Origin of the sequence: Sinanaerobacter sp. ZZT-01 (genome assembly GCF_035621135.1) — a bacterium.
In the GTDB taxonomy this organism is placed as follows: Bacteria; Bacillota; Clostridia; order Peptostreptococcales; family Anaerovoracaceae; genus IOR16.
This window is the reverse complement of sequence record NZ_CP141728.1, coordinates 1743881-1759321: the sequence shown is the minus strand read 5'-3', so window position 1 is coordinate 1759321 and position 15441 is coordinate 1743881. Positions and strand designations below refer to the sequence as shown.

Here is a 15441-nt window from a genome sequence, read left to right as displayed (position 1 = left end):
TTCCTCCTATTTTAAGGCCTTTTGCTCATATCTTACACGAAATTCTTCTGCCAATTCTTCAAACAACTGTGCTACCGTTAAGATACGGTCTACCCGATACCCGTTTGCACCGATAAAAGCAAATCCATTTTCTACCTTTCCATGTACTGCATTAATCAATGCAGAAGAAATGCAGTACGGACTTTTTTCTTCTTGACAGGTTTTGATACAATGTCGGCTGCAATTGATCGGACTTTTAAGTCCTTTTTTTGCATCTAATAAAAATTTATTGATGATAGCCCGCCCCGGTAATCCAACCGGACTTTCTATAATTCCAATGTCTTCCTTTTTACAGTCAATATAAGCCTGTTTAAACGCAAGGTCAGCATCGCATTCCTCCGTCACTACAAAACGAGTTGCCATTTGAACCCCACTCGCACCAAGGTTTAACATCTCATAAATATCTTCTCCTGTATACACACCACCGGCTGCAATAATAGGAATTTCCTTTTTTGCATCTTCTTCTATTCTCTTTACCTCTTCAAGAACTTGCGGAATCAAATTCTCTAAACGATAGCTCGGATCATCTATTTGTTCCTTTGAAAACCCTAAATGTCCTCCTGCCATCGGCCCTTCCACGACAAAACCATCCGGCACATATTGATAATGACTCATCCAACGCTTTGCAATCAATTTCGCTGTTCTTGCTGATGAAACAATGGGAACTAATTTCGTTTTGCTTCCCTCAATTAAAGCAGCCGGCAAATTCAGAGGCAGTCCTGCTCCTGCGAATATAATATCAATGCCCTCTTCTACAGCTGCTCTTGCTGTTTCTGCAAATTCAGAAATAGCAACCATGATGTTCACTCCAAGCACACCTTTTGTCGCAAGCTTTGCTTTACGAATTTCCTGCCTTAGAATGGAAATATTTGAGCTCTCGTCTTTCTTTTCTTCTATCTCACACGGAATTCCCATATAACCAAGCCCGACTGCGGAAATAACACCGATGCCTCCGGATTCTGCTACCGCAATGGCTAATTTTCTCCCGGACACTCCAATACCCATGCCGCCTTGTACAATGGGAGTTGGTATACGCAAATCTCCAAATCTAAGCCCTTTTCCATACCAATTAAACATATAATCCACCATCTACCTTAATGATCTCTCCTGTAATATAATTTGCCTGATCACTAGCAAGAAAAACAGCAACATTGGCTATATCTTCAGGACTACCCATTCTTTTTAATGGAATTGCTTCCAGTGCGGCCACTTTTGCCTTTTCAGAAAGCTTTGCTGTCATGTCCGTCTCTATAAAGCCCGGTGCAATTGCATTACAGGTCACTCCCCTCGGAGCAAATTCCTTGGCCACTGTTTTGGTTAATCCAATCAGTCCTGCCTTTGCTGCCGAATAATTTGCCTGGCCAGGGTTTCCCATCAATCCTGAAACAGAAGAAATATTGATAATACTTCCCTTCCGCTGTTTCATAAACGGCCCGCTCATATGCTTGATGATATGAAAAGCACCTTTGAGATTCGTATTAATTACTTGATCGAAATCTTGCTCTTTCATGGTCAAAATTAAACCATCCTTCGTGATACCTGCATTATTTACCAGTATATCAACTTTCCCAAATCGGGCAACAATCGCCTTAACTGTTTCGCCAGCCTGGGAGAAATCGGTAACATCACATAAAAAAGCTTCCGCATCAACTCCAAGACCTCTAATTTCTTCACAAGTCTCGACTGCCGCTGTTTGGTTTGATACATAGGTAAATGCAATATTGGCTCCATTTTTCGCCATTGCTAATGCTATGGCTTTACCGATTCCTCTGGATGCACCTGTAATAAATGCCGTTTTATTTTTTAACATAATATTCTCCTAAAACCACCGTGTATTATTTTAGTTCTTCTAAAACACGATGTAAATCACTTTCTTTTTCAACATTATAAACGGATGCCTGCGGTGCAATTTTTTTAATTAAACCGGAAAGCGTTTTTCCAGGTCCTACCTCAATAAAGCTATCAAACCCTTCTTCTGTCATATGCTCTACCGTAGCTTGCCATAACACTGGGCTCATAATTTGTTTGGTAATCCGTTCTTTAAAGTTTTCTTTTGTATAAGGCTTTGCATTCACATTTGCATATACAGGATATATTGCATCCTGCACAGGGATGTTTTCCAAAAAGGTTTCTAATTCCAAAGAAGCTTCTTTCATGAAGGGGCTGTGAAAAGCACCGCTGACTGCAAGTGGAATTGCCATTCCCCCCGCTTCCTTGACAGTTTTTATAAAAGAAGGCATTGCTTCTTTCTTTCCAGCAACTACCGTTTGTTCCAGGCTGTTAAAATTAACTGGAAATGTTCCAGCCTCAGCATCACATAAGGAAATTACTGTTTCTGCACTTAACTTTAATACTGCTGCCATACCACCTGGATGTTTCATCGCTGCTTCATGCATTGCTTCACCACGTTTACAGACAAAAGCGAAACCATCTTCCAAGGTAAGCATCTTAGAAAAAATCAAAGCTGGAATTTCACCTAGGGAAAATCCAGCGATTGCATCGGGAGAAACCCCCTCTGCTTTTAAAGCTTCTGCAATAGCTAAATCAACAGTGAATAAACAAGGCTGTGTATTCACTGTAAGAGAAAGTTCTTCTTTTGTTCCGAAAAAGCATTGTTCCTTCGTTCCCTGACGCAGCCTTTCGACCTGATCAAAGATATTTCTTGCTGCATCATTATTGTCGTAAAATTCTTTTCCCATCCCTGGATATTGTGCTCCCTGCCCAGCAAATACAAAAGCTATTTTACCCATTTTGTTCCTCCGCGAATCACTTCTTCTGCTTCAGTAAAGATTTCTTGAATGATCTCAGCCGCAGTCTGTTCCTTTTTTACCATAGCAGCTATTTGACCTGACATAAAGCTGCCTTTTTTATCATCGCCTAAAATAGCAGCGGCGTACAATGAGCCTGCACCGAATTTTTCTAATTCTTCATTTGATACTTCACTGTTATATTCCATTTTCAAAAAGGTTCTTGCAAATGGAGTTTTTAAAGTACGAACCGGATGACCAAGTCGTTTCCCAGTAGTCATCGTGTCAATATCTTTTGCTTTCAATATTTTATGTTTATAATTTTGATGTACATTACATTCTTTGGCAACTAAAAACCGAGTTCCCAGCTGCACGCCGACTGCTCCAAGCATAAAAGCTGCTGCAACTCCTCTGCCGTCCGCAATCCCTCCGGCAGCTAAAACCGGAATATCCACCGCGTCACAGACCTGCGGTACCAATGCCATTGTTGTAATCTCTCCAATATGTCCGCCGGATTCTCCTCCTTCAGCAATGACAGCAACCGCTCCATTTCTTGCTACCAGCTTCGCAATCCCGGTTGATGGAACAACAGGAATCACTTTAATGCCAGCTTTAATCCAATCTTTCATATACTTTGACGGATTTCCGGCTCCGGTTACTACCACCGCCACTTTTTCTTCTGCGACTAGCTGTGAAACTTCTTCAACATGCGGACTCATTAACATAATGTTTACCCCAAACGGCTTATCGGTAAGGGATCTCGCTTTATGAATTTCCCTTCGCAGCCACTCCCCATTCGCATTCATTGCAGAAATAATCCCAAGACCTCCAGCATTGGAAACTGCGGCTGCTAAATCAGCATCCGCAATCCACGCCATTCCACCTTGGAAAATGGGATATTCGATTCCTAATATCTCACAAACTGGTGTTTTAATCATGATTAACCCCTATTCCAATGCAGCATCAATTGCCTTTACCACGTCTCCAACTGTTTTCAAATTCTCATTCATTTCTAGTGAAATACTGAATTCATCTTCAAGATTCATTACCAATTCAACCGTGTCTAAAGAATCCAATTCCAGTTCAACCCATGTGCTTTCCATCTTAATCTTATCAGCTTCACAATCCTTTGCATCCACCAAAATGTTTACTACCTTTTCAAATGTTGTCATATCCTTATCCTCCAATTTTCTTTTTATTTGCTCCAACGTAAAATACATGCCCCTGTTGTGAGGCCGCCTCCAAAGGAGCTCATTGCTAATAGGTTGCCCTTTTTCAGCTTTCCCGCTTTATTTGTCTCATCAAGCAGTAACGGGATTGCTGCCGCAGAGGTATTCCCTCTGCAATTTATATTGGTGAGAAATTTTTCTCCATCAATATCTAGTCTACCAATTGCAGAATCCAAAATTCGCATGTTTGCCTGATGCGGTAAAACATAATCGATCTCATCGCCTGTTACACCTGCAAGCTTCATCACTGTTTTTAAATCTCTGCACATAGACGAAACGGCAAAACGGAAAACTTCTCTTCCATCCATCTCCAAAAACGTTTCTTGATTTGCTTCTTTACGAAATGGACAGTTGCCCGCGATATTCGGGGCTGCAAGTGCATGGATATTTCCTTTTGCTGTCAAACGAATTGCCAGCAAATCATCTCCTTCGCCTAAAACAACAGCACCAGCGCCATCTGCAAAAATAACACTCGTATTACGTTCTCTCCAGTCCACCAATTTAGAAATTGCTTCTGCTGCAACAACTAAAATCTTCATTTTTGAATTTCTTGCAAAATACCCTGCAGCCACATCCATTGCGTATAAGAATCCGGTACAGGCTGCATTTAGATCAAAAGCCGGACATTTTGCACCCAGGCGATCTTGTAAAATACAAGCCATTGATGGCGTAATGTAATCACCAGACAGCGTAGCACAAATAATTAAATCCAATTGTTCTACTAAAACTCCACTGTCTTCCAGTGCGCGTTTTGCTGCCAACTCCGCCAAATCCGTAATACTCTCTTCACCGCAGATCCGGCGTTCCTCAATTCCGGTTCGTGTTCGAATCCATTCATCGTCGGTATCCATAATTTTTGATAAATCATCATTTGTTTTACAAAGAGACGGCAGACCACTGCCGGTTCCTAATATTCGAAAGCTCATTTTTTATTCCTCGCTTCCAGTCTTTTTTTAAAAAACTCGTTTAATTTTGTAATACCTCTTACCAAAATTTCTTTTTCTTCTTCTGTCATGCCAGCGGCTACATTTCGAACCATATTTTCATGAAAATACTGATGACCTGCATTTACTTTATGACCCAATCGAGTTAATTTTACAAACACACGTCTTCCATCATTTTCAGATTTTATCTTCTCAACATATCCTTTTTTAGCTAACTTATTGATCGCAACGGTAACAGAAGGTAATGTGATATTCATATCCAAAGCAATGTCACTAATAGTTCTTCCCTTGTCTTTATCCTTTGCTACTGCTTCCAACAAATGCAATTCATTAATAGAAAGATCCGATTGCTCTGAATTTCGAACTGCCTGCTCTTCTATTTTCAATATGGAACGAAAGGTATCTGCCAATAAACCATTCAGTTCTCTGGAAAATAGATCCATTCTGCTTCCTCCTTGTATGCTATTTAATTTTTACTAATTAATTAGATTGACAAACTAATTATAAATCTGACTAATTAGTTTGTCAAACTATTTTTGTTTTTTACAAACTTCCTATTTCAGAAGAAAACAGTGCTTTTTCATGTCCCATCGCCTATTTTAAACGTGTTCCATTATCTCCCGTAATCTTTGGATATCTTTTTTTATAAGATGGTGCATTGTATCTTTATATGCCATGTAGTTTACAGCCTCCGCTTTTTCTTTTATCCTCCTATGCAGCCCTGGTTTGCAGACGACGATATCCTCCAATGCTTTCAGGGCTTGTCTGACTGCTGTAGGTTTTTTGTCTTCCAGCGTAGACAGAATTTCATTTATATTCTCATCAATCTTATTTTTCTTATCCCATTTCGCCTGTTTGCAAAGAAGACGTAATCCACGCATTCGAATCATATATTTTTCACTTTGAAGCATCTCCAGAAATTGTTCAAAATAAGGATACAGGGCATCTTCTTTTTCGGAAAGTATTTCAAGTTCCTGTAAAACCGCATAGGCTTTTAAATTATCCTTTCCATACAACATATTTAGTTTTTCTTCCCAGCACATATTACAGCACTCCATCCTATATGACGATCAAATAGCTAACCGTTCTTTCAATTGAAATGAATCATATATTATATCACAGTATTCTCGAAAATGAAGGTTCTCATAAGCTCCTATGTATAATTATCTTTATTTTTATTATTATACCCAATCTAAAACCCCCCGTAAACAATCAACAAATGGTATAATAAAGAAATCAAATTTGGAGGTATTATTTGCTATGACTCTAATCGAAACTATACTGTGGAGTATATTTACATCAATCGTTGCTTCTTTTCTCTTTTGGATACTAACTTTTCGGATTTCAAGAACAAAAGTAAACTATTCTTCAATAATTGAAAAATCAAAAAATACACAAGAATATCCAGGAGAATACCGCTATCGAATAAAATTGATTAACTCGGGAAACCGTGATTTAATCGAAGTTTCTTTGCTGGCAAAAATATCCTTAAAGCTTGGAAAAATTACAAACTATACATATCTGGGTATCGGCAATGATAATACACTCCCGATCTTACATGGCAAACGCTATCAAAAAAAGAACGCCGGATTAAGCTATGCACATAAACTGACATTATATCCGACACAAACTACATTAAATGAATTTAAAAAATCCTTCTATTCCCCTGAAACACGAACAAAAGCAAAAAATGGCACATTAAGTTTAGATGACATACTACACACTTATGGTTCTTCCGCAAAAATATCTATCTTCGTCTATGGAAATGACTGTTTGACTGGAGCAAGAAAGATGTTTTCCTCTCCGGTTTATACAAGTGACAAGATTAAATTAGGACATTTCAGCTTCTCAAAGCCACTCAACACCAAACATCTCAGATACAAGCAATACATCCTCGATACACTGCGCTTCGATGAAACATCTGATACAGAAACGCTTGCAAATGGTGCATGCTCTGAAAATGCTCAATCACTTTCTGTATAAAAAAGGAGCTGCATTTTATACCAACTAAAATGCAGCTCCTTCTATTGTCTTTTATGTTTCGTCCCCTATAATGCACTTACAAAATCAAAGGGCAAATATGTGATTCCTTTCTCCACACGCGGTGTTTCAGAGAATTTACCCGTTGTTTTGGTTCCATTTTTCACAACCTTATATTCCAAATCACCCGCAATAATACTATAGACAGTCGACCCCTTTGTTAACGTAATCGTTTTGTCCTTCGCAATCCATTTCAGTGTATAGCCTTTCATGTTTGCGGCATCTCGAATTGCAACACTCGCTACAAACGGCCCGCCCCTCCTATCCAGCTTGCGCCCATTTCGATCCATTACAAAATACAGTAAATCATCATAAAGATGGTCTGCATCTTTACATGCTTTTTCTGCGATCTCCATATGCAGCTTCGTTATGTATTGTTTTGCTTTCTTTGGATCCTTTGCATATAGAGCGAGCATTTGTTTCTCCGCTTTTTGTATGTCGCTATAGAGATGCTCTTCATAGAGCTTCCAATAATCCTTGACCCCCTGCCCGTAAAAACTTCTGTTCTGCTCTGCCAAAGCACAGATCCGTTTAAATTTCCAATATGCACCGTCATAGTTCGGCCGTTCTCCGTCCACTTTATAGGCCGCATAGGTATCATTAATTCCGCTGAAATTTGGTAAAAATACAGAGTGCTCCGCATTACCAAAAGCAAGCCACTGTAATGCTGAAATATCAGCCGGATACTCTTCTTTTACTTGGATGACATGAATCTGTGACTGGCGTTCAACACCGATAAACCGTAGTCCTGCATTTTCAGGCAATGCTCCATCATATTTCGTCCCTTCGTATCGGTTGCGAAGCACATCCATCACTTCTAATGCAGAAACCTTTTTATCCGGAGCATAAAACAAAGGGTAATAGCTTTCTGTCTTATAATCCCCTACTGTAGATGGAGCAAGTAGTCTATGTCCCATCCATGTGCGCATATTCGAATAGTCTTCTCTTGCTTCCCCAAAGGTTGCTGCAAGATGAACTTTATTATCTACTTTTTCTGTCCATCCATATTTTTCTGCGGTTTCAAATAAGTTCTTATGATACATAAAGTTATCGGTATCAAGCGGATCGACGGTTTCTATCATAAATTGGTTACCGAAAACAGCCACTTTATCTGTCGGCATTTTTTGTGCTGCCCATAAGTGTCCGCTGTAAACCTCAAAAATCCATGCTTCGCTTTGATCCGCAAGCAGTATGACATTTCCTTCTTCTGATCCTGAGGTTTCAATGATGTTTGCCAGAAGCTTGATTCCTTCCTTTGCAGTCTTGCAGGTTGCTGCAACAATTTCCGTCAATGCAGCCTCACGCAGAGAACCCTCAACATACGGATCCACACTTCCTACCTCTGGTTTGGCATAAGCGGATACCGTCGCACTTATGGATAGGCCATATTCATTTGTACATGCTCCGGCATAAGTCCCGTCACCCGCATCAGAATAATCGGGCACCATCGTATATTTATATGTCGTTTCTGGCAGCTTATAGGAAAATCCATTTACATCATCAATGGTCCGCCCGGGCACGTTCTCCACCCGATCAACCACTACAAACATTTTATTGTAAGCGCCGCTTCCTTGATCCTCGCTTCTAGCCAAAATCGTACTGCCGTCGGCGCTCACATCTTTTCCTACATAAACTGCGGTGCAAGCAAATACACTTGCTGTACTGAGAGTTAACGCCATCACAAGCGTAACTGCCAAGATTCTAAATCTCCTCATATTCTGCCTCCTTAAAGCATCATTAAATAATTTAGGAATCATTTTATTTTATTTTACTATAAAAATGAGTATGCGTCCATGAATATAGTTTTAATTTTCTAAATTTTTTAATTATATTCTTTTAACAAAAAAATATTTTGCTACTTTATGTAATATGCTCCTCTCCGTAAATGCGGACAATACTAAAAAGATGCCCACCAAATAGCAGGCATCTTTTCTACTTCAAAACATTATCTTACAAGTATATTAAACAGTACGGATTTTTTTTATAAATTCAGTTTTTCAAAAGATTTTTGATGTCTTCAAAGCTTAGAGTAATATAAAGCAATAGGTACAAAAGCATTCCGATTGCACCTATGAGATACCACTTCATCTCCATAAAAAAACCGAATACACAAAAGGCTGTCTGCAATATAAGTAAAATGGTTTCCTCTTTTAGTACAAGCTGTTCTGTTTTATAACTGATATAAAAATGCCTTATGAGCCAAGACAAGATAGACTTTTTGTCTGGTACAATTGCTGCTGACTTGAAACGTATGAGAAAAAACTCGATAAGCTTCACAACTAAGCAAATTACAAAAGGAACGCAAAGGCATGCCAAAAGAGGATTGTACTCTTTCAGTACAAAAGATAACTCCGAAGGTCTATCCGTAGCAAGATTGTCGCTAAAGCTTAATAAAATGAAAATTATAACTGAAATCGACCAAAACCAGTTCAATCGCCGTAGCCTTCCCTGAATTTTTTCGCTCTGAAATCTAAACGATTTATTCATAATACTCCTTTTCAGAAACTATCACGTTTTATTTTGAATGAATTAATATCTATTCTTTTTTATTCGAAGCATCTTTTTTCATTTCTTATAATTATTTTATATCTGCCTGCATACTACAAAAAGCGTCTATTTTTTACAGTATATTCTTTATTTTATAAGTTATCAATATATTTTTTATAAAAGAGTTTATTGGAATTATAATGGGATTTAAAAACCCTCTCACCGTATTGAGGTAAGAGGGTCTCTCTTAATGCTTTATTACTAAATTATGCCAGCTCCTGCCAGTTGGCGGGATAGATAAAGTATGAATGATCTCTTCCTAACGCTCACCTTTTCACGAAATGTTCAATCAACCAGTCAACAATCATACTGGCCACTCCATAGGCAATAATAATTATTGCTATTATTTTATTAAAATACTGTGGTGGAGAATAACTGAATAGTGCCATAATAAAAGAACCCATGCTTACTAGAAATCTCTCTATCAATTCCCACCGCATATTTTTTTTTGTTTTCTTCCTTTTATACTGTTTCGAAAAAGTAAAATACAAAAACAACATGCCCAAAATTAAAAATAAGATAAAGTAAATATTAATCCCTATTTTTTTGAATTCCCAGCTTAAATTAAAGATGGATACCAGTATCAAGAAAATAAGACATATCATAGTAGCTAACTCAAGCATTAAATTTAACACATTTCTATGTTTCATATCTCCCCCTTATTATTCGCTGAATTCAAAATACCCTGCTTTAAATACTCCTGTTGACCTATATACGTCTTTTATCTCCCTTGCATTTGTATATGAATATGTAATGCCTTGATAAGGAATTAAGAAGCAAGATATTCTCACAAATTCATTTTTATTGCACTGTTCAATTGCATTAAAAAATTTATTTCTATCATAGGCTTTTGAAAAATCGTACAAAAAGACTAGTGCTGCTGCGAACACGCCTACATTCGATGCAGATATTTCAATCCCATAGTTGGCTGATAAAAATTCAGCAAAAGCCTTCGTTTCTATACCCACCATGGCCTCTTTTCCCCTATCATAAAGCATCTGAGGAATCGGTTCGTCCCCAGTCAGTCGATATAAATCATTCGCAATATCCTTTGGCATATAAATGACTTGCCAAACCCCTCCACTTATATAATCGGTTTTCTCCGCATACCATGTCCCCCCTTCTGGATAATGGTACACGTTTCCAATCAAATCATACCAAACTTGTTCACGGTCTACAACCATACGGTTATTTTTAATCTTAGCATTGCCTAAAGAGACTCCATATTTTTTTGTTCGTCCGTTTAACTTGATCGTAGTAATGCCATCTGCCGCATTATAACTAATGACTCCTTTTTTTACGATATTTTTATGTGTAATTGCCTTGTTAACTTCTCTTCCATATTCTACTATAAGCTTTCTTAGATAAGCCTGACTTGTATTCAAGTCTTTATTTTCTCTGTATCTTATATCCGGATCGTTTGCATCCTCCCAAGGCCAAATGGCATGAGTTGCAATAGAAGATTCCTGCAACCCTGAGGTATCTAAAACAGTAGCCATGTCTTGCTCAAGATAAGAAATATCACACATTGGACGTTCTAAATATTGAATCGGATCGACAAATTGAATATTGCTTCCATTTTTATTGCATACTACACCATTGCTTGATTTGCAGAGAACAATCTCGACCAAGCCACTTCCTGTATCTGAATCAGTTGCCATTTTACCAACAAAGTCACCTTTCTTTACTTTATCACCTACCCTTAAGCTAGCAGTTTCAGATAAATGTCCGTATCTTGCCTGCATATAGATCCCATTATATTTAAAATTAATGTAAAGAACGTTTTCATATTTAGAAGAATTACCTTTATAGGCTACCACCCCATCGCTGACAGAATAAACAGAACCGTTTGCTTCTCCTTGTATATTCATTCCCTGATTGGCTGCTGTATACTGCTCATCAACCTCTCCAAACCACAAAGTTACCTCAGCAGAATCTGCAGGCCAAACGAACGCTCCTGTATGATCTGGTATTTTTTCCGTCATATGTGCCCCTCCCACAAGATAAAAGTGATCGTAGTCATTACCAAAAGTTAAAATACCGTTACTGGAAGCCATCCCCTGCAGGGTATACGTATCTCCGCGTGTCTGCCAAACCTTTGTTCGGGTGCTGCCGTTATAGCAGTAGCCGGCTCCGGTTGCGGAATTGGTAGTAAAATACAGGTAATTTACGCCTCCGTCCATATAGACAAGTACTGAGCTTTGTACCGGTCCCGGCGTTGCAATCGTCGTAACCGTATGGCGCCCTGTCTTTTCTATCTTCTGCACACCGCCCGCGCTAAATCCAGCGTAATAGCCTACATAAATATCATTTCCTACTACGGTCGGTGTCGACGTAGAGGTCGCTGCCAGCTCTGCCTTCCAGTCGAGAGTCGGCATACCGTCATTTGGTGTAAAACTCCAAATGTAACCGCCCTGACTCGTGAAGTAAAGGTGCCCGTCTACGAGGGAAATCGTGCTGCGTACATTGCCCGGGCTCACACCGCCTGCCGTTTCTAAATTGATTATGCTTCCCTCATCGGGATCTTCAAAATCATCGCCAACCGGACGGGCATATAGATAACCATTGTCTCCGCCGAAATAAACGTAATCCCCGTCTACCACCGCACCGGCCCAGTAAAAGCCACCGTTACCCGGATTGTATTCCAGTAGCTCTTCACAATCTATATCATATTGATAGTATGTCCCCGTACGTCCCGACCAGGTTCCGAAGTAAATGTATTCTTCATTTTTTACAATCGGTGTGTTAACCTGTGCATTATTTGGCACAGCCAGTGACCAATCTGTAGTTGGCATATCTTCATCAATATCTACTAGCTTAGTAATCGCACTGTTTTGTTCATATAGACTGCAATACTCAACTTCTACGGTATTGCCTGTATTTCCGGATACTTCATAGGTAAATTCCAGCGTATTCGCTCCGGTAACGACTGCTGCTTCTGCTGCGGAAGAGTGGTCATCAAAGTTTTTGTTTAAGTAATAGTGGCCGTCGATCAAATCTGGGGATGTGAAGGTATTTTCTCCCACTACGGTTCCATTGAGCTTTGCGGTAATGGTCATAGCCACATTGCTTCCATATACCTTTACGCCGGTGGCCGCACGGTGCTTTTTCCTGTTTTTTAGATTTACATTTGACTGTGTCATTGTAACCGTCTCATCCCCGGATACGATGACCTTATTTAGCTCCATTTTTGTACCTGCTTTAGATACGGTCCAATCCTTTGTTACTCCTGCTTCTAAAGCCAAATTATCGTTTGTTGCTTTCTGGTTGTAGCCGGAAGCGCCTACATAGATGCTTCTGTCTTCCACATCCAGATACGGGCTCGAAAGTTGGAAGCCTGGGCTCTGCGTAATCTGCGTATCCCATACGACGTACGGTGTCGATGCAGTGCAGTCGATCTTTGCAAGCCGCCCGCCACCGCTTCCATCCTCTTTTATGGTGTACCCGTCATACAGTACATAAGCATAGGTATCGCCATCCTCTGTCGTCTCCATGACAGCGGCGGAATCGACGCCGTCCCAGCCGGAGCCGTTATGCGGTAAAACAATCTGTGTAACGCTCGGGCTGGTGCTAGTTTCCGCGCCTTCTACTAAAATTCCATTGTGCTTCTCATTTCCCTGATAGGTTGACCAATCTGTTGCAAAAGCGGTCAAGCTCGTGCCTGCGAGCATCACTGCTGCAAGAAGCATCGCCAGTATCTTTTTCCTTCTTTGTCTCATTTCCTCTTCCCTCTTTTCTTCTTTTTCTTTATGGATCACACACTGTTTACTGAAACCGATTTTTGTTTTCTTTCTCACCCAAGAAGGAAAAATCATCTTTCTTGGAATTAAAAAAGACCGCAGCAAATCTGCCGCAGTCCGTTTTTCTGCACTCTAAAATTTCATTTTCCATGCATCACCATCCTATTTTGCACGGGAAACACTTCTGCTTTTCGTCCCTTCTGGCTTATGGGCACTTTCTCTTCTTTCACGAAAGCTCTTTTGTACTTTTCATGAGGAGCGCCCACTCACAGCGGCGGTACCGCACAGGGTTCTCACCTGTTTTCTATTCTATATGCAATGTACCTTGCATACTACAAAAAGCGTCTATTTTTTACAGTATATTCTTTATTTTATAAATTATCAATATATTTTTTATAAAAGAGTTTATTGGAATTATAATAGGATTTAAAAACCCTCTCACCGTACTGAGGTAAGAGGGTCTCTCTTAATGCTTTATTACTAAATTATGCCAGCTCCTGCCAGTTGGCGGGATAGACAAAGTATGCATATCGTGCATAATCCGGAGTGCTGAAAGAGATATGGCTGTTTTTCGGGATTAATATAATATCCCCTTTCTTTCCGGTAATCTTACGTCCTCCGTCAATGAGAATCTCTAAGGTTCCGTCAATTACATAATCAAATTCGTCATAAGTAAGCGTCCATTCAAAATCGGCACCGTCAAAAAGCTCCATAATTCCGGCTCCCATTCTCGGCGCTTCTTCCAGTGTCACAATGTCTTTCAGCTTGACATCATCTCTTCCTTCAAAGGCCTCTGTCTTCACTGTTTCCGTTCGAACCACTAAAATGCCGCTCTGGTCTGCTTCTTTTTCAAATTCATTTTTGATATTTCCTTGCGATTGGGTCAAAACCTTCTGTACAATTTCTTGAATAAGCTGTTCACTAACATTCATATTTTATCCTCCTTATTTTTACACTGCTTTTTCGCCGTTTCCGTCTTCAATTTTGCTCAGCAGCTTAGGAGCTAACGCATTTGCCAAAATAAGTGCAGTGATACCTGCAACCAGCTTTCCTACAACGACCGGAAAAATCATATCAGGGTTATTTCCGGCAGTAAAGCCAAGATGGTCACCAAATACAAACGCTGCAGATACTGCAAATGCTACATTTAAGAGTTTTGCTTTCGGATTCATTTCATGTAAAATATTAAACATAGCGATGTTGTTTGCCAAAGTGGCAACCATACCTGCAGAACCCTTGTCGTTCATTCCAAGCACTTTTCCGATTCGTTCCAAAGCGCCCCCGAAGGTATTTGTAATCCAAAGCACCATTGGGAAGGCTCCGGCCAAGACAATTGCAATCTGACCGCAGACGAGAAGACCTGACTCCAGACCGACTACGCCTCCATTCTTATCCGGATCTACCATGATATCAAAGAGTGGGAATCGAATTCCTGTTAAGTATTGGAAAATAGCTATTGCAGTAAAAACAGTAATGATAACAGTAACACCTGTTCCAAAACGGTTAAATCCGTTAATCATCGAACTCGGCTTAAACCAAAGACCCAGTACAATCAATCCTGCTACAATAATAACCGGAATCAAATTAATTAAGATACGAATCAGGCTGATTTTATACGGAGTCATATTCATGACCAGACCTCCGGCTATACAGCCTAGAGGTAATGTAATCAAGCCTGCCAAAACACCAGCTGCAAGATACGGTCGATCTTCCTTTTTAATAATGGACAAGGCTACTGGGATTGTAAATACAATCGTTGGTCCCATCATAGAGCCTAAAATTAATCCAGAAAAATTTCCAATGGTTTCATCTGCCGCCAGCTGCATTGCGAGCGGATAGCCGCCCATGTCACAAGCAAGCAGTGTCGTAGCAAACATTGCGGGATCTGCGCCGAAAAAAGTATAAATCGGTGCAATGAATGGTTTTAATAAAATAGATAATACCGGCGCTGCTGCAACAACTCCTGCCATAGCAATCGCAAGAGGTCCCATCGCATTAAAACCCTCGTCAAATTGTTCTCCATAGCCAAGTTTGTTTCCTCTGATTTTATCCACTGCACCTATTAACATGAAAATCGTCATAATGGTTACGATAATAGAATTAACGGTCAAGTTTGAAACATACGATTGTAAACTCGATGTCAACACAGATACAT

The 15441-nt window shown here is 39.7% G+C and carries 16 protein-coding genes and 1 riboswitch; of the genes, 1 reads left to right on the top strand and 15 read right to left on the bottom strand.

The window, feature by feature from the left end; translation table 11 throughout:
- Positions 1-6: 6 nt before the first annotated feature.
- From U5921_RS08420 to U5921_RS08385, 8 genes are all read right to left on the bottom strand, one after another.
- Positions 7-1116: a nitronate monooxygenase gene (locus U5921_RS08420; protein ID WP_324822250.1), complete on the bottom strand. Its 1110-nt coding sequence runs from the start codon at positions 1114-1116 to the stop codon at positions 7-9.
- Positions 1109-1849: a 3-oxoacyl-[acyl-carrier-protein] reductase gene (gene fabG, locus U5921_RS08415; RefSeq protein WP_324822247.1), complete on the bottom strand. Its 741-nt coding sequence runs from the start codon at positions 1847-1849 to the stop codon at positions 1109-1111. The genes U5921_RS08420 and fabG overlap by 8 nt, the downstream gene beginning before the upstream one ends.
- A gap of 25 nt (positions 1850-1874) precedes the next feature.
- A complete protein-coding gene (gene fabD / locus U5921_RS08410) occupies positions 1875-2789 on the bottom strand; it encodes an ACP S-malonyltransferase (RefSeq protein WP_324822245.1) in 915 nt (304 codons plus the stop codon).
- Positions 2777-3724, bottom strand: a complete 948-nt coding sequence (gene fabK, locus U5921_RS08405; protein WP_324822242.1) for an enoyl-[acyl-carrier-protein] reductase FabK — start codon at positions 3722-3724, stop codon at positions 2777-2779. Before fabK ends, fabD begins: the two co-directional genes overlap by 13 nt.
- 9 nt (positions 3725-3733) lie before the next feature.
- Positions 3734-3958, bottom strand: a complete 225-nt coding sequence (locus tag U5921_RS08400) for an acyl carrier protein (protein ID WP_324822239.1) — start codon at positions 3956-3958, stop codon at positions 3734-3736.
- Between the two features lie 23 nt (positions 3959-3981).
- Positions 3982-4941, bottom strand: coding sequence for a beta-ketoacyl-ACP synthase III (locus tag U5921_RS08395; RefSeq protein ID WP_324822236.1), 960 nt, complete (start codon positions 4939-4941; stop codon positions 3982-3984).
- Positions 4938-5402 carry a MarR family winged helix-turn-helix transcriptional regulator gene (locus U5921_RS08390; protein WP_324822231.1) on the bottom strand — a complete coding sequence of 155 codons (465 nt, stop codon included), beginning with the start codon at positions 5400-5402 and terminating at the stop codon, positions 4938-4940. The genes U5921_RS08395 and U5921_RS08390 overlap by 4 nt, the downstream gene beginning before the upstream one ends.
- Positions 5403-5558: 156 nt before the next feature.
- On the bottom strand, positions 5559-6002 hold the full coding sequence (locus U5921_RS08385; RefSeq protein ID WP_324822229.1) for a hypothetical protein: 444 nt from the start codon (positions 6000-6002) through the stop codon (positions 5559-5561).
- A gap of 217 nt (positions 6003-6219) precedes the next feature.
- On the opposite strand from U5921_RS08385, the gene U5921_RS08380 reads away from it, so the two are divergent.
- The gene (locus U5921_RS08380; protein WP_324822226.1) at positions 6220-6942 is read left to right on the top strand and encodes a hypothetical protein; all 723 of its coding nucleotides are present in this window, start codon (positions 6220-6222) and stop codon (positions 6940-6942) included.
- 65 nt (positions 6943-7007) lie between these two features.
- On the opposite strand, the gene U5921_RS08375 is transcribed toward U5921_RS08380, so the two are convergent.
- From U5921_RS08375 to U5921_RS08345, 7 genes are all read right to left on the bottom strand, one after another.
- Positions 7008-8714 (bottom strand): C69 family dipeptidase, encoded by a 1707-nt coding sequence (locus U5921_RS08375; protein ID WP_324822223.1) that lies wholly within the window; start codon positions 8712-8714, stop codon positions 7008-7010.
- A 274-nt stretch (positions 8715-8988) separates the two neighbouring features.
- On the bottom strand, positions 8989-9486 hold the full coding sequence (locus U5921_RS08370; protein ID WP_324822220.1) for a hypothetical protein: 498 nt from the start codon (positions 9484-9486) through the stop codon (positions 8989-8991).
- A 326-nt stretch (positions 9487-9812) separates the two neighbouring features.
- A complete protein-coding gene (locus U5921_RS08365; RefSeq protein ID WP_324822217.1) occupies positions 9813-10196 on the bottom strand; it encodes a hypothetical protein in 384 nt (127 codons plus the stop codon).
- Between the two features lie 12 nt (positions 10197-10208).
- On the bottom strand, positions 10209-13265 hold the full coding sequence (locus U5921_RS08360) for a peptidoglycan DD-metalloendopeptidase family protein (RefSeq protein ID WP_324822214.1): 3057 nt from the start codon (positions 13263-13265) through the stop codon (positions 10209-10211).
- A 46-nt stretch (positions 13266-13311) separates the two neighbouring features.
- On the bottom strand, positions 13312-13437 hold the full coding sequence (locus tag U5921_RS08355) for a hypothetical protein (RefSeq protein WP_324822211.1): 126 nt from the start codon (positions 13435-13437) through the stop codon (positions 13312-13314).
- A 23-nt stretch (positions 13438-13460) separates the two neighbouring features.
- A riboswitch (cobalamin riboswitch) is annotated at positions 13461-13641 on the bottom strand.
- Positions 13642-13771: 130 nt separating this feature from the next.
- Positions 13772-14218, bottom strand: a complete 447-nt coding sequence (locus U5921_RS08350) for a cupin domain-containing protein (protein WP_324822208.1) — start codon at positions 14216-14218, stop codon at positions 13772-13774.
- Between the two features lie 18 nt (positions 14219-14236).
- A complete protein-coding gene (locus U5921_RS08345) occupies positions 14237-15397 on the bottom strand; it encodes an ethanolamine utilization protein EutH (RefSeq protein ID WP_417765056.1) in 1161 nt (386 codons plus the stop codon).
- Positions 15398-15441 lie beyond the last annotated feature (44 nt).

Coding starts and splice junctions, on each gene's coding strand:
- fabG (WP_324822247.1), bottom strand. CDS start 1,849: ATGTTAAAAAATAAAACGGCATTTATTACAGGTGCATCCAGAGGAATC.
- U5921_RS08420 (WP_324822250.1), bottom strand. CDS start 1,116: ATGTTTAATTGGTATGGAAAAGGGCTTAGATTTGGAGATTTGCGTATA.
- U5921_RS08355 (WP_324822211.1), bottom strand. CDS start 13,437: ATGGAAAATGAAATTTTAGAGTGCAGAAAAACGGACTGCGGCAGATTT.
- U5921_RS08375 (WP_324822223.1), bottom strand. CDS start 8,714: ATGAGGAGATTTAGAATCTTGGCAGTTACGCTTGTGATGGCGTTAACT.
- fabD (WP_324822245.1), bottom strand. CDS start 2,789: ATGGGTAAAATAGCTTTTGTATTTGCTGGGCAGGGAGCACAATATCCA.
- fabK (WP_324822242.1), bottom strand. CDS start 3,724: ATGATTAAAACACCAGTTTGTGAGATATTAGGAATCGAATATCCCATT.
- U5921_RS08380 (WP_324822226.1), top strand. CDS start 6,220: ATGACTCTAATCGAAACTATACTGTGGAGTATATTTACATCAATCGTT.
- U5921_RS08350 (WP_324822208.1), bottom strand. CDS start 14,218: ATGAATGTTAGTGAACAGCTTATTCAAGAAATTGTACAGAAGGTTTTG.
- U5921_RS08390 (WP_324822231.1), bottom strand. CDS start 5,402: ATGGATCTATTTTCCAGAGAACTGAATGGTTTATTGGCAGATACCTTT.
- U5921_RS08385 (WP_324822229.1), bottom strand. CDS start 6,002: ATGTGCTGGGAAGAAAAACTAAATATGTTGTATGGAAAGGATAATTTA.
- U5921_RS08365 (WP_324822217.1), bottom strand. CDS start 10,196: ATGAAACATAGAAATGTGTTAAATTTAATGCTTGAGTTAGCTACTATG.
- U5921_RS08395 (WP_324822236.1), bottom strand. CDS start 4,941: ATGAGCTTTCGAATATTAGGAACCGGCAGTGGTCTGCCGTCTCTTTGT.
- U5921_RS08370 (WP_324822220.1), bottom strand. CDS start 9,486: ATGAATAAATCGTTTAGATTTCAGAGCGAAAAAATTCAGGGAAGGCTA.
- U5921_RS08360 (WP_324822214.1), bottom strand. CDS start 13,265: ATGAGACAAAGAAGGAAAAAGATACTGGCGATGCTTCTTGCAGCAGTG.
- U5921_RS08400 (WP_324822239.1), bottom strand. CDS start 3,958: ATGACAACATTTGAAAAGGTAGTAAACATTTTGGTGGATGCAAAGGAT.